Source organism: Skermania sp. ID1734 (genome assembly GCF_007489285.1).
GTDB lineage: Bacteria > Actinomycetota > Actinomycetes > Mycobacteriales > Mycobacteriaceae > ID1734.
Window position 1 is genome coordinate 1 of record NZ_VLIY01000017.1, and the last position, 12,862, is coordinate 12,862.

Annotated in this window: 12 protein-coding genes and 1 pseudogene; 7 read left to right on the forward strand and 6 right to left on the reverse strand. The window is 65.0% G+C overall.

Features of this window, described 5'->3' with window-relative positions; translation table 11 throughout:
* Together FOS14_RS25310 and FOS14_RS19400 are read right to left on the reverse strand one after the other, a co-directional pair.
* A pseudogene (locus FOS14_RS25310) lies at positions 1-177 on the reverse strand (integrase); the annotation flags it as partial.
* Positions 137-2,170, reverse strand: a complete 2,034-nt coding sequence (locus FOS14_RS19400) for a DUF4158 domain-containing protein (protein WP_143772477.1) — start codon at positions 2,168-2,170, stop codon at positions 137-139. The pseudogene FOS14_RS25310 and the gene FOS14_RS19400, both read right to left, overlap by 41 nt.
* A 101-nt stretch (positions 2,171-2,271) precedes the next feature.
* Between FOS14_RS19400 and FOS14_RS19405 the strand changes: the two genes are divergently transcribed.
* Positions 2,272-2,904: a Fic family protein gene (locus FOS14_RS19405; RefSeq protein ID WP_143772478.1), complete on the forward strand. Its 633-nt coding sequence runs from the start codon at positions 2,272-2,274 to the stop codon at positions 2,902-2,904.
* Position 2,905: 1 nt separating this feature from the next.
* Here the strand turns inward: FOS14_RS19405 and FOS14_RS19410 are convergent, their stop codons facing one another.
* The 3 genes from FOS14_RS19410 to FOS14_RS19420 form a co-directional block, all read right to left on the reverse strand.
* On the reverse strand, positions 2,906-4,993 hold the full coding sequence (locus FOS14_RS19410; RefSeq protein ID WP_143772479.1) for a hypothetical protein: 2,088 nt from the start codon (positions 4,991-4,993) through the stop codon (positions 2,906-2,908).
* Between the two features lie 187 nt (positions 4,994-5,180).
* On the reverse strand, positions 5,181-5,402 hold the full coding sequence (locus FOS14_RS19415; RefSeq protein ID WP_143772480.1) for a ribbon-helix-helix domain-containing protein: 222 nt from the start codon (positions 5,400-5,402) through the stop codon (positions 5,181-5,183).
* A 126-nt stretch (positions 5,403-5,528) separates the two neighbouring features.
* Positions 5,529-5,834: a hypothetical protein gene (locus tag FOS14_RS19420; RefSeq protein ID WP_143772481.1), complete on the reverse strand. Its 306-nt coding sequence runs from the start codon at positions 5,832-5,834 to the stop codon at positions 5,529-5,531.
* A 206-nt stretch (positions 5,835-6,040) separates the two neighbouring features.
* Here FOS14_RS19420 and FOS14_RS19425 point away from each other — a divergent pair, with 206 nt between their 5' ends.
* From FOS14_RS19425 to FOS14_RS19435, 3 genes are all read left to right on the forward strand, one after another.
* Positions 6,041-6,490 carry a helix-turn-helix transcriptional regulator gene (locus FOS14_RS19425; RefSeq protein WP_255450465.1) on the forward strand — a complete coding sequence of 150 codons (450 nt, stop codon included), beginning with the start codon at positions 6,041-6,043 and terminating at the stop codon, positions 6,488-6,490.
* A 182-nt stretch (positions 6,491-6,672) separates the two neighbouring features.
* A complete protein-coding gene (locus tag FOS14_RS25560; RefSeq protein WP_370512269.1) occupies positions 6,673-6,960 on the forward strand; it encodes a helix-turn-helix domain-containing protein in 288 nt (95 codons plus the stop codon).
* A gap of 14 nt (positions 6,961-6,974) precedes the next feature.
* Positions 6,975-7,730, forward strand: coding sequence for a hypothetical protein (locus FOS14_RS19435; RefSeq protein WP_143772484.1), 756 nt, complete (start codon positions 6,975-6,977; stop codon positions 7,728-7,730).
* 151 nt (positions 7,731-7,881) lie between these two features.
* Here the strand turns inward: FOS14_RS19435 and FOS14_RS19440 are convergent, their stop codons facing one another.
* On the reverse strand, positions 7,882-8,298 hold the full coding sequence (locus tag FOS14_RS19440) for a hypothetical protein (protein ID WP_143772485.1): 417 nt from the start codon (positions 8,296-8,298) through the stop codon (positions 7,882-7,884).
* Between the two features lie 523 nt (positions 8,299-8,821).
* On the opposite strand from FOS14_RS19440, the gene FOS14_RS19445 reads away from it, so the two are divergent.
* From FOS14_RS19445 to FOS14_RS19455, 3 genes are all read left to right on the forward strand, one after another.
* Positions 8,822-10,462, forward strand: a complete 1,641-nt coding sequence (locus tag FOS14_RS19445; protein ID WP_185981846.1) for a cutinase family protein — start codon at positions 8,822-8,824, stop codon at positions 10,460-10,462.
* A gap of 103 nt (positions 10,463-10,565) precedes the next feature.
* The gene (locus FOS14_RS19450) at positions 10,566-11,621 is read left to right on the forward strand and encodes a hypothetical protein (RefSeq protein ID WP_143772487.1); all 1,056 of its coding nucleotides are present in this window, start codon (positions 10,566-10,568) and stop codon (positions 11,619-11,621) included.
* A gap of 53 nt (positions 11,622-11,674) precedes the next feature.
* Positions 11,675-12,850: an insoluble domain protein gene (locus tag FOS14_RS19455; RefSeq protein WP_143772488.1), complete on the forward strand. Its 1,176-nt coding sequence runs from the start codon at positions 11,675-11,677 to the stop codon at positions 12,848-12,850.
* The last annotated feature ends 12 nt before the right edge of the window (positions 12,851-12,862 follow it).

The following is a 12,862-nucleotide window of genomic DNA, read 5'->3' on the forward strand; positions in this document are numbered from 1 at the left end:
AAAGACGAACCAGTCCTTCAAATCGTGGGCATACGCCTTGACCGTATTCGGGGACCGCTCGATATCGGTCAGATACGCCAGGTACCGCTCGACCCACACGATCGGCGCCGCGTCCGCGCCGAGAACGGTCCACGACTCACGCCGCGAACCGGGCATCACCACCCGCTGAACATGCATCAGACCTCCTGAGAACCCGCGTGCTGGACAGCCGCAGATAACCACGTCCGCCAAGCGAATTAACGGAACCCAACGGTCCGTCATACACGTCCAAGACACCCCGTGATCGACTCCAGATAACGAACCCGATCAGGCACGCGATCAGATTGCGTTTCAGCTCGGGTGAACGGGCTTGCTTGCCACCTGCGTGCACCAGCAGATCGGTGAAACCTGTCCGGCGGTCCACCTCGATCAGCAACGATGCCAACGGGATTCGCGGCAGCATCGCGACCAGGTCGTCGCGCAGTGCGTCGGCCTCGTCGGGCACCGTTTCCGCGGTCAACGGACCGATCACCAGCTCACCCTTGTCGTCGAGGCGGACCGCGCCGTCCCCGGCGGCGAGGACTTCTTCCAAGGCCGTGACCGCGTCGCGGAGTTCGTGGCGGGCGTGCTCGACCGCGTCCCGGCCGTCGGGTGTCTTGCCGACGAGACGGCAGTATTCCTGGCGTTGAAGTTGCCACTGGTCGCCGCTGATCAAGTAGGAGGTGGGGTCGGCGTAGCGCCGCGATCCCGGCACGAACACGTCGCCGCTGCGCAGACCGTCCCGCAGGCCGTACAACACGCACAGCTCCCAGTAGTGCCGGTAGGCCGTCGCGTCCTGCGCCGCCACGGCATCGTCGAGGTACCCGCGCCACCGTGCCGGAACGAACGACACCGGCGCGTTCGGTGGCAGATTGCGGGCACCGGCGACGTACAGCCCTCTCAACTGGGCGGTAGCCGTGATCAGATCGGCGGCAGCGTCGGTCCCACGAAAGTCGATGGCATCCAACACATCTGGCACGAACCGGCGCAGATACGAGAACGAATCGTCGAGCACAGCAAGATGTCCACGGTCGCGTGGAAGCCGGGTCGGCGCACCAGAGTGCGCAGCCTGGATACGCTGCATCCCGAGTCCACGCAGAATCGTACCGACCTCGGCGTCCGGAACCGTGGAGTCCAGCAGAACCGGCAGCATCGCGTCCAGCAGAGCCAGGCGATCTTCGGCCGCGACGGCGCGTTCGGCGAGCCGGTCGGCAAGCTTGTTGCGTGCGTGCGACTCCCGACCCGACACGGCCTGATCGAACAACTGCACCACCTCGTCGAGCACCTCGACTCCGGACTGCGCGATCAGGGTCAGCAGGATCGGATACCGTCGTTCGGGATCACGGCGGCTCAACATCTGGGCTGTGGACCGTCGTCCGATACCGGCCAGGTACCGCCGTCGTTCGACCGGCAGCACCGACACGTCCAGGTGGTCGACACCCAGGTCCCGCAGAAACCGGAGTTTGGCGATCTCGGATTTGATGGCCTCCGGTGATGCCGTGGTGGCACCGTTCGACAGCCAATGCAGCCGCGTCGAACCGAGTTCGGTGTCGACGTCGAGCAGACCGTCGAGTTCACTCCTGCGCCGCGGCGTGAGTAGGTGCTCCAGCCGGGTGTAGGTCTCGATCTGCGCTGCCTGTCTGGCGGCGGCGACCCGCTCGGTCAGCCAGACCGGACCCGGCCGAATCACACGGGAACTGCGCAGATGCTCGGACGCAAGCCGAAACAGCAAACCCGGCGAATCATGCTCGATCGCCCGAGCCAACAGAAACTGGTCCAACTCCTTGAAGTCGAGATCGCCAGCGGAACGCCAACCCAGAAACTCGGCGACCTCTCGCAGGTGGTCGGTGCGTGTTTGTTCACGGCCGCCGTACTCCGCCAGGGCAGCGACCGGCACACCGAGTCGTTCCGCCAGCCGCCGCGCCCCCGCGTCCGGCACCCGGTCCACCCGATCGGGAACGAACCCCAGCCACGGGAGCGAACACAGCTGGACCGCGACACCGATCCGATTCGCCGCAGTGCGATCCGAGTTCACGAACGCGACATCGCCAACGGTGAGCGTGAAGTACCGGATCAGCTCGTCCGGTCCAATCGAATCCGGGAAGCCACGCAGCTGCTCCAACTCCGCGTCCGAGTACGTCCTCGTCGCCACCGATCACCGCCAGACACTCGCCCGAGTCCCATCACCACCCACCGAACCATCAGGGCGGCGCTTAGCGTTGGTTTTTCCGCGATTACTACTGGGAGGTCTACATGAAACGCGTTCACGCGCATCTCTTCTCGGATACGTACGAGTGGGCCGGCCAGGAGCGAACTGTTCCCGAGAACAACGTGATGATGTCGAAGCAGGCTCCCTCAGTGCTGAGTACGGGACCGCGGACGCTCGCATACACCTACTACCGCGTCCGAGACATCGCGCCCGCGGCGCAGGCTGCCTACACCGCCCTGGCGGACGAGGATCACCTCAAAGGTCTTCGCCGCGCGAAGTTCGTGGATCGTCTTGCCCGGCACTGGGCGCAGATCAACCACATTCACTCCTTTCGTGAAGGAAACACTCGCTCCCAGTTCGAGTTCTTCCGCGTGTTGTGCGCCGACGCCGGCTGGAGTCTCGACACCGGCGCATACCGGCAGGGATCGCTGCGCCAAGCATTCGTGAACGGCCGCTACTACTTTCAGGCCACCGGCGATCACCGACGGTTGGCCCGCGCGCTCGACGTCGCCGTCACCACTCCGCACCTCGACAAGGATCGATCCGGTATCGCGGTCCGTTTCGGCCTGTCGTCCAGCCAGCAATTGCCGCATCCCGACGTGATGAACCGCGCGCACGCCGCTCATCAGCCGACGGTTCTCCCGCCGCCGTCGCGCGGACCCGGAATCACCCGTTGAATCATGCGCGGGCAGTCGTGCGCTCCTCGATGACAACGAGTTCACCAAATACCGCAGTCAGAAGCACGATGGCGTCGGCGTCGGCGTCCTCGTCCCGCTCGTCGATCTCCGGCGGACCTCGCCAGCCAGTGGCCGCCATGTAAGCCGGCGTGTAATGGTCAACCTCGCCGATCGAGGTGTAGCCGCGAATCTCCCGTGCTGTGAAGGATTCCGACACGATGTCCCAGAACTCATAGAACGTCGCACGTTCTCGCCGATGGCGCGCAAGCTTGGCTTCGCGCTCGTCGTCGGCAATATCAGCGAGAAACGGGACGGCACGGGGCGGCCGCCCCGTGATCGATACCCATCCGTGGCCGACGTCGACCAGGCCGTGCTCGGCGAGGATTGCCACGGCTCGGTCGACAGTGGCGACGCTGACTCTGGCAGCGAGGGCGAGATCGCTACGCGTGATCGTCTCACCGGGAATCACCAGCCACCGAAGCGCCTCGTGCACCCACCATGCCTGCCAGCCGATCTGCTTCCACACACCGTCGACCGGATCGATCCGCGCGGCATAGCTCTCCCATTCCGACGGCTCGACCTCGCGGCCGTCAAGAATCGGCGTCACGAAGCGATACCGATCTCCTGTGTGCAGAGGTCCTGACCATGATTCGACGAGTTCTATCGGTGATCCGGGGATCGATCGCAGGCGCCGCAACACAGACCACACCGTGTCTTCGCTGAGGAGGCCAGCCGCTAACGACAGCCACCGTCCCCCCGCGGCGACCGTTCGGCGGTCCTCGTCGAGAGAGAGACCGTAGGCGAGGGCAGTGACGACAAGCAGAGCACTCCACCGTTGAGGCCCGGCGAACTCACCGCAGACAAGTATCCATTTCCGCGCCGCAGCTAATTTCCAGCGCGCCCCCCCTATCCCCCCTGTGTGTAAGTACTCGCGTTCTTGCACGGGGGTAGCGGATTTTCTAGCGGTTGCCGCAGTGCGGTGTTCGGCGTAGCTCAGGGCGCGGTCCCAGTCGAGGGCGAGTCTGCGGCCGGCATCGCGGCGCTCATACCCGCTCCAGAACGCTGCCCAGAGCGGGTCTGGCTGCGTCGCTCGCACGTCGACGAGCGACCAGCCTCGCGACGCGTGGTGCTCGAGGACCGCGAGGCGGGCTTCGCTCGGAGTCCAGGTTCGATCTGCGCGGGTGCGGTGAGCGGGCACGGTGCCGTGGGCGAGGAAGGGCGCAATCCAGGTGGGCAACGGCGCTCGAATCGGATGCGCCACGGTGGCATTGGGGTCTGTGGTCGCCGGGGTCGGCCTCCGGCCGATATCCGGGTCTACCGTGTGCGCCGGGTCGTCGAAAGCGAGCTGGTGGCGTAGCCGGTCGCAGAGTCGCGCAACAAGGTCGGGCGGTGCGGTCCGTCGTGCTAGGCGGTCACGCGCTTCGACGACCGTCAGATCGACGAGCTGTCGATACCCGCCACCTCGGCAGGGCGAGCCTGGTGCCGTGATGCAGCCGTGTCGTGGGCCAAGCATGGGCTGGATGTCGAGAGTGCGCAGCCGAGTGGCGAGTAGGCGTAGAAGCGGCTCGATGTGCTCTTTCCGCAGCGGACTGCTCAATGGGATGTAGACGTGACGCCCGCCCCTGGTGCTCACGTCCACGACGGCGGTGCCGCCGCACTCCCCCACCCATTCCACGAGCTGTCGGGCCTCCGCCGCGACGGCGGCTTCGGCCGCTTGCTGGGCGAGCGGGTCGGCCGAGTTCTTTCGACTGGGGTCGAAGTCGCAGACGATGATGGTCGTCCACGCGTTGGCGTCGTACGGATGCACCGCAGACGGGACCGTCGGCAACGTAGGGGTGAGACGTCCCCAGGTGTCGAACTTCCCGGTCTCAGCGGTGCATTTGCGGACCGACTTGCGGCCTGCGATCAGGGGGGCGAGTGTTGCCCACTGCTCAGCCGCGGCGGCGCGAGTTGTCCCGTCGGAGCGGGGGTTTCCTGTGCTGGCGCCGTCATGTGACGGGCGCGCCGCCAGCGGATCGTCGACGCGTGTCGGAACCTGTTTTCTTGCCCTGTCACCAGGGTGCGCGCTACCCTGAGATCGGTCAGGCACGACTGATCCCTTTCGGGTAGGTGGGCGGAAACGACCACTTGGGAACGAGCTGCTAACTCGATACCCGGTACTTCGGGAGCCCTCTCAGACGGCGAATCTGGGAGGGTTTTTCCGTTCCCGCACCTCTATGGATTTGTAATCCCGACGCCCCCTTTGGTCGTCGGTCCTCAGGGTTGTCCTCAGCGAATCAACTCACTTTGCGGTGATCGTCGGGAAAGAGTTCCTGCTGCTCGCGGTTGGGCGAAATCCAAACGAGATCGGGACGCCCAACATGAACTGCACAGAGATCGGCCACGTACTGAGAAACCGACGTCCCCTGTCGCTTAGCGATCTCGTCGATGGCGGCGTACACCTCGGTACGCAGCCGTGGCTGTATCTGCTTCCGCGGACCTTTTGAGTGCTGCGCCATGGCCACATCATGCCGTCCCGAACGGCAAACTGTTTGGAGACACGCCGACGGGGCGGCATACATAGCTATGCCACGGCGGGGTCACGACCAGACACCGAACTGGGCACAGGTCGGTCCGTCGACGGTTCATGCAGCCGCAGTCGCAGCCTGCGCAGCAGGCTTCACCGGGCGCTGAGATTTGGGCGGATACACGCCATACCGGCGGCCGGAAACCCTCAGGCCGTTCTCGTTGAAGAAGGAGCCGGCCCAAAGCTGGTCGACAGGCTGGCGTCCTTCGGCGATCGCGGCGTCGAGGTCGGCGCGGCAACGTTGCAGGAGCGGGCACGAGACGCACAAGTTGTGTGCCCGTCGTACTGCCGGCGGGTGGCTCTCCGACAGGTCGGTCCACCCGACTTCTTGGCCCAGGCATGGGCCGACAATCTGATCCGCCATGAGACCCCTCTTCATGGATTGATGCGGACATGCTATACCGGAACACTACACCGAATTACCGAGATACTACACCGACATTCTCCACCGGCGCGACATCAACGGCACGATTCGAGGGAAACGACATGGCCGACAACACGAGACGGTCGAGACGGTACGGAGGATTGGTGGCGCGGTCAGTTCCACGCGGATTCTCACCGGCAGCCTTCATGAACGCCCGCGAGGAAATCGGGGTGTCGAGGTCAGCTCTGGCGCGAGTGACAGGCGTAGGCGTGTCCACCATCAGCGGATGGGAGCGCGGCGAGAACGAGCCGACCGTCGACCGCTTATGGATGGTCTGGGAGCGCGTAGCCCGCGAGCTGGCACCTAACGCCGAGGAAGTCCAGATCAGGGAAGAGACCGACCGATTCATGGCGCTGGTCATTCCCATTCCGGCGCAGGAGCGCGACCTGGCAGACTGGCGCGGGATCCGCGGCATGCTCCAGCCGACACTGGCCGGCGATCTCGAAATCTCGACCATGTCACTGTCGAACTTGGAACGCGGAGTCAGCCCGTTGCAGGACAGCCTCGTTCCCCGCCTCGCGGAGTCGCTCCGGCTCACCGAGGCCGAGGTTCGCGCGGCATATAGTCGTGCGCGCGATCGGCCGCTGCTCATCTGACCTGGCGGCATGTGCCAGCTCATCTCCCACTCCCTACTCGCGGTCCCGTTGACATTCGGACCGAGGCCGATCGGCAGGAGTGACCAAACGGACCATACTGTGTCCATGTTGGCGCACTTTAGCAGCATCGCTTGTTGTCTGTGCGTCCGTTTGGGCCTACGCTGTCCTGAATGGACCCCACGATGGTGAATGAGGTCGTGAACGAGGTCATCGGATCGGAGCTCCGTGCGTGGAGGGGAAAGCGGGGGATCAGCCGTCTGGAACTCTCCCGAATGACCGGAATTGGCCACCGCAGCATCCTGCGTTATGAGGAAGGTGAGCGCGAAGCGAGCGCCGCCCAGGTGGTCCTAATCTGCACTGCCCTGGACGTCCCGTTGGTTACCTTCTACGGGCGAGTGAGTGACGAACTAGCAGCGGCATCCCAATCACCACGAAGCGCGGCGGACATCGCCGCTAGCTTTGGAATCTGAGCACCAGGGGGAATATGGAATTGTCGTCGCTCACGCTCATCAACGTCGTTGCCCTGATCGGGGCCATAGCGCTGCTGGCGGTCTTCACGGCACGGGTGCTCTATGCAGCAGGCCGCCAGTCTCTGACGCGCGCGGTGGGCTGGCTCGGTCTCGCCGCCCTGCTCGTCGTCCCGGCCTTACGCGACTTTCTCGATCGCGTGATCTACGACCACACCGGACTTGCAAATCTGGTCGACGCGGCTGGACCGACGTGTGGTGCGCTGGCGGCAGCGGACTTCCTTGCGGTCGCGCTGGCGATTCTCGAGCGGCGCCGTCTCAGGGCGGCTGTCAACGTCGTGCGATGGTGCGGCGCCGGCGGGATGGCACTGTGCTACGCCTTATCCTCGGCCCTCAGGACTGACCCTGTGCCCGACATTCTGCGCGCTCGTGCTGGCGCACCGTACGCGATCGTCTTCGCGTCGGTGTGGACGTTTGTGGCCGTCACAGTCATTGTTGCGTCTCTGCGAGCTGCCGCGAGTCGCCAGCCGGGCGACACACTGTGGCGTGGCCTCGTCGGGTTGATCATTGCCGGGGTCGCCGGGGTCGGGTACGCCATCAACATTGTGGTGTCGATCGGCATACCACTTGAGGACGCCCGGCCCTACGGCGACCTCACCTACGTGTTCGGCGCCATCGCCCAAATGATGATCGCTGGTGTCGGCGCGCACGGCCTTGCGCGACAAAGACGTGACCGTAATGAGCCCGAGAACTCTCTCCCGAGGATGAGGTAATGCACTTTCTGGACAGCTTCCACGCGGCGTTGCTTGGGCGATCAGATTCCCTCTTGAACTCAAGAAGCAGGCCGACGATCCCGTGCCCGACGGATCGGATTCTGATCCTGCACAGCGGTAGTCAACCGGTTAGGCCCGTCGCTTGGGACGGTCACCCGTTTCCGGTTCCGTCGAGAAGTAGGCGCGCCTCGTCGAGTACTCGCATCAGCTCGCGCTTGGACTGCTCGGAGAGCGGCTTTCGTGACGTTTGACCTGCGAGGGCGAACCCGCGGTCGCGGAGCAGCTGCTCAAGTTCGGGCTCGGTTTCCTTCGCTCCCGCTGCACTGGTAGTGCCCGAAAAGTAGTCCAGCGACTCATCGAAGAAGGCTGCGATGGACTCGAGGACCGCCACGTCGAACTTTCGGACACGTCCGCTACGAAGGCGATAGACGGTCTGCCGGTCGATCTGCCGCTTGAGCCGGCGGGACACGAAGTCCGCAACCATTGTGTTAGCCCCGCGGTATCCGTCGGGCCACCGTCGTGCAAACAACAGGTCGATCCGAGCCGCGGTCGATTCCAAATCGCCCATACAGTCCATGATCGCAGGAGCGATCAAATTTTGAACGATCGGCTCGGCGGAATCCCGAATCCGCTGGTGGCGGGCGTCAACCAACATCGAATCCCGCTGGCGCGAAAAGTGCGACTGCAATTTTCGGAAGGACCGGTCTCGGGCGGCGGTAGCGTCACCGTCAGTGCTTCCCCGGGGTCGGGTGACAAACGTCGAGTCGGTGGTAGGGACCTCAACCCACCCACCACCGATAACCCCTCTTCGACTGGCGTCGCGTTCGCGGGGGAGCCAACTGTCGGGGTGGTCGGCGGAGAAGAAACGGCAAAGCTACAACACAACTCTTCGTCGGCCGCTCAGGCAGTGAAAGAACAGGCAGTAGTGAACTGCCCCCTGGCGGGAGAAGAAACGGCAATAACCCCACCTGCCAGAGGGCAGCCAGACCGTACAGGCGGCGGCTAGACCGCTGTACGGCATCGAGGGTACCCCGCCGATGCCGTACAGGGAACGAAGGCGCTTGCCTGGTGTCCCTTCGGCGGAGGCTCGAATGAAAACCTCGATGCGGCGCAACGCCAGTCGGCGAGTGGGCGCGTTCGCCTTGGCGGCAACGATGCCGCTGACGACCGCGATCGTCTTGGGCACCGCTCCGGCGGCGGCTACCCCGGCACAGCCCGGCGGATGCCCCGATCTGATGATGTACGGCATTCAGGGCACCGGGCAAAGCAGCCCGGATGCCGATCCCGGTGTCGATACCGGATTCCTCGGCACGGTCCTCAGCGCGGCGCTGCAAGAGGCGCAGGGAACAGTAGACCGCGCCTACATTCCGTACGCCGGAAGCTTCGGTGGCACCGGTCCAAGCACACCGGGCCAGAACGCGTCCTACATGGATTCCGTGATGGGCGCGGTGGCCACGGGTGAGCAGTGGATCACCGACAAGGTCGCGGAGTGCCCCGACATCCACATCGGTCTCGCCGGTTTCAGCCAGGGCGCGCACGCGGTGCGTCTGCTCATGCAGGCGATTCTCGACGGGAAGCTGCCTATCGATCCCTCGAAGGTCGCGCTGGTCGCCAACTTCGGTGACCCGACTCGACCAGCGGGTGCGAGCATCTTTCCCGACGCACCCGGTCAGACGACACCTGATCCCGTTCCGGGTACCAGCGGTGCCATGGTTCGACAACTCATGACAACCGCATTGAGTCCCGAAGGGGGCGGGATCGGCCCGACCGCCGACATCGCGTCGGAGATCGGCGAGTTGGCGGGCCGCTACTTCTCCATGTGCAGCTCTGGCGACATGACGTGCGACTCGCCGGCGAGCGCGCCACTGGCCCACACCGTTGCCAATATCGCCGGTCAACTGACACTCGACCCCGGTGACCCGATCAAGAGCGCCGAGACGATCGCGAAGGCACTCGCGTTCACCACCATCAAGACCATCGTCCCGGTCATCAACGAGGATCTGCAGGGAACGACCCTGCAGAACCTCTCGTATCGACCTGAGGTGTCAATCGGTCAGCGCCTCGCAGCCGCATCGGACCCTCGTACACCGCTGCCCAACATCTCCGATGCCGTAAATGCGCTCTTCAAGATCGGCACCATCGGCTTGAACGCCGCCATCACCGTCGGTAAGCAACTGCTCGCACCGGACACGATCGCAGCCATTGCCGCTGCGGGAGCGACGAATCCGGTCGCCATACTCGGAATCGTCGGCGCGAAGTTGGGGCAGGCGGCAATCACCCTCATTCCACCATCGACCGCGAATCGCTTGGTCAAGGAAGCATTCACCACCTTCAAGACCAACTTCACCGAGAACTCGGACCTCCTGTCGGTGACGTCATTAATGAAGTACTGGGATTCCGCCGCCGCCCACAACAGCTACGGACTGGACTCGGTTACCCCAAGCGGTGATCCCTCCACCTCGTTCGTCGCGAAGTGGATTGCGGCGGCGGGCATGGACATCGCCGGGATCTCCGACGGTGGCGACGCCGCGACGACAGAGGTGGGGACGCCACCGACGTTCGACATTCCCACCGATGGCACGACGACAACGCCGGTCGAGGGCGAGATGGGACAGCTCGGTGCACTCACGGGGCTCCTGCCCGGTGCCGACAGCACAGTCGTAGCGGAGTCCAGCACCCCGTCGGTGTCCGCAGAGCCGACCTCGACGGAAGCACCCTACACACCCAACTGACGGCGCAGGGGACGGCGGGATCGCCCTTTGTCCGGCATCTCGCCCCCTGCTTTCCCCCACCGCAATGCGTGGGTGACAACCACCCACGAGAAAGGAACTAGCCGTGACGTGGACCCCCGATCCGCGCTGGTTCGATCCGGCGTCCGCCACCGCGGACGTGCCGTTCGAGGAGGCCCCGACCAAGCATCTCGACGAGGTCAAACCCGACTTCGACACCCTCGTCGAAGCGGTCGGCGGCCAGGCTATCGACAACATCGGCTTCGTCCGGGGAAATATCGATCCGTTCGCAGGTTTCGCGGCCCCGACCAAGCACCTCGACAGCGACGGGTACTCGGCCGACGCACGGGTAGCCGTCGCCGCCGAGTCGTGGTCGGGCGGCAGGAGCGGCACGGGCCGAGGGCTGATCCTCGTGGCGTGCGGCAAGGGACGCACGCCGCTGAGCCTCGGCCTCGGCACCGTTCTGTCCGCGCATCGGGGAGACGGAAGAGTCGTGGTCGCCGACCTCTCCGAGATCGGAGGGGCCTTGAGCGCGCGTGCTGAGAATGCACCCCGCACTTCCCAGGACGCGGCAGTGCTCGCCACCACCGTCGATCTGGTGCATTTCGACGTGTCCGCGGTGGAGCGCCATCTGACGCGGCAGTCCGCCGGTGTCGACATTCTGGGCGGTCGGCCATCCGGGGTCGACGAAATCCCGCTCGACGCCAGCGACATGGCCGTGGTGGTGACCGCACTGCGCCGAGTCCGCGACGTAGTGGTCGCCGACTCTGATGCCGTTCCCAACGATGCGGTGTGGGGGCCACTGGCGGCAGCGGCAGATGTGCTCCTGATCCCGGTTCCTCTGCTGACGACCGACGATGTGACTGCGCGAACCGTCGAGCAGTTGCAGGCAATCGCCGCCGTATCTCCGCAGCTCATTCCCCGTACGTGCGTCTTGGTGACCGACGTCCCCGGTCATGACGGGCTGGAGGTCGAGTACGACTTCGTCGAGGCGGTGCTCGCCGTCGAGGCCGATGGGGCGTCGCCACGAGTGTGTCGGATGCCCTACGACCCGTGGTTCGCGAGCAGCGACCGTCTGGACCCGTTCGCCCTCGACGCCACCACCGTTCGGGCGTTGACCGCCCTCTCCGAGCGAATCGGGGTCCTCTATCCGACCACCTAAGCCAGATCGAAACATAAACGGCACGAACAGCATTGAAAGGATCAGAGAAACAGATGAGCAGAAATAGTCACACAGGCGGCCGACACCGGAAAGCACAGGTGCACACCACGCTCACCGCAGCGGTGGTTGTTGCTGCGGCCGCCGCCGGAATCGTGCTGGCGCCAGCTGCACATGCGGATCCACAGGGCGGTGTCGGCGGCGGCCCGCAGGACGGCGTGACCGGCGGGGGTCAAGGTGGTGTTTCGCAGAGCGCACCGGCGGCGCCGGACATTCCGATCTATTACGTGGAACCGCCAGCACCGTATCGCGGGCTGGAGTACCAGCCCATCCCGAACTACTCCTACGAGGACAACACCTACTACTACAGCGAGCCGGTGGCGCCGCTGCGTGTGGAGGACCTGCATCTGCCGGTGCTCGTCGACCCGACACGCCCCTACATCGCACCGGTCGACCGCGTTCGTTTCGGCACGCTGGAGTCGGATCGACCCAACTGGCTGCCGAAGGCAGACGCTGATCGCCTCAACAACCAGTCTGCGGTCATCGAGGCGCAGGTGACCGATTTCTGGCGTTCGATCGGTGTGCCCACCGATCGAGCGCAGCGACTCGCGGCTACGCAGGTCGCCGCCGGAGCAGCGGGCGGCCTGACGACCGCCGTGATCGCGGGAGGTACTGCCGCAGTGGTCGGAGGCATCGCAGGCTGCGGTGTCGGCGCTGGGGTCGGCTACGTGGTAGGCATGGCGACCACCGCGGGCGCCGCAGCCCTGCCGATGGCAGGTGGCGGTTGCCTGATCGGACTGGGCGTCGGCGCCGCCGCGTTCGGTATTCCCGTCGCACTCGGCGCGGGCACTCTCGGCGCACTCGGAGCGGCCTCTGCCGCGACTCCGTTCGGAGCAGGGGACCTCGGCGAGTCGACGGACATCGGTCTGCAGAACATCGACACCGAAGCCATCACGGCTCAAACAGAGCAGACCCTCGAACAGTGGTCGGCCGACCCTGTCGGCGCAATGGCAGTCGACGCTATCGAGAACGTCGTCGAGCAAGCACCGGTCGTAACCGAGCAGGCGCGAGATTGGGTCGCTGGGCAGCCGGGCGGCCAGGACGTTCTCACTCAGGTCGATGCAGCGGTCGGCGATTTCGTCGCCAACACCATTCCTGGTGTCGCGGGGGATCTCGTCGGAGCTGCTCTCGGGAACGGCATCAACAACGCACTGGGCATCCCCGTTAGCTGAAAGGAGTCCAAG

Bases quoted from the DNA above. Each gene is read 5' to 3' on its own strand.
- FOS14_RS19405 (WP_143772478.1), top strand. From the start codon at position 2,272: ATGAAACGCGTTCACGCGCATCTCTTCTCGGATACGTACGAGTGGGCC.
- FOS14_RS19415 (WP_143772480.1), bottom strand. From the start codon at position 5,402: ATGGCGCAGCACTCAAAAGGTCCGCGGAAGCAGATACAGCCACGGCTG.
- FOS14_RS19420 (WP_143772481.1), bottom strand. From the start codon at position 5,834: ATGGCGGATCAGATTGTCGGCCCATGCCTGGGCCAAGAAGTCGGGTGG.
- FOS14_RS19425 (WP_255450465.1), top strand. From the start codon at position 6,041: ATGAACGCCCGCGAGGAAATCGGGGTGTCGAGGTCAGCTCTGGCGCGA.
- FOS14_RS25560 (WP_370512269.1), top strand. From the start codon at position 6,673: ATGGTGAATGAGGTCGTGAACGAGGTCATCGGATCGGAGCTCCGTGCG.
- FOS14_RS19435 (WP_143772484.1), top strand. From the start codon at position 6,975: ATGGAATTGTCGTCGCTCACGCTCATCAACGTCGTTGCCCTGATCGGG.
- FOS14_RS19440 (WP_143772485.1), bottom strand. From the start codon at position 8,298: ATGGGCGATTTGGAATCGACCGCGGCTCGGATCGACCTGTTGTTTGCA.
- FOS14_RS19445 (WP_185981846.1), top strand. From the start codon at position 8,822: ATGAAAACCTCGATGCGGCGCAACGCCAGTCGGCGAGTGGGCGCGTTC.
- FOS14_RS19455 (WP_143772488.1), top strand. From the start codon at position 11,675: ATGAGCAGAAATAGTCACACAGGCGGCCGACACCGGAAAGCACAGGTG.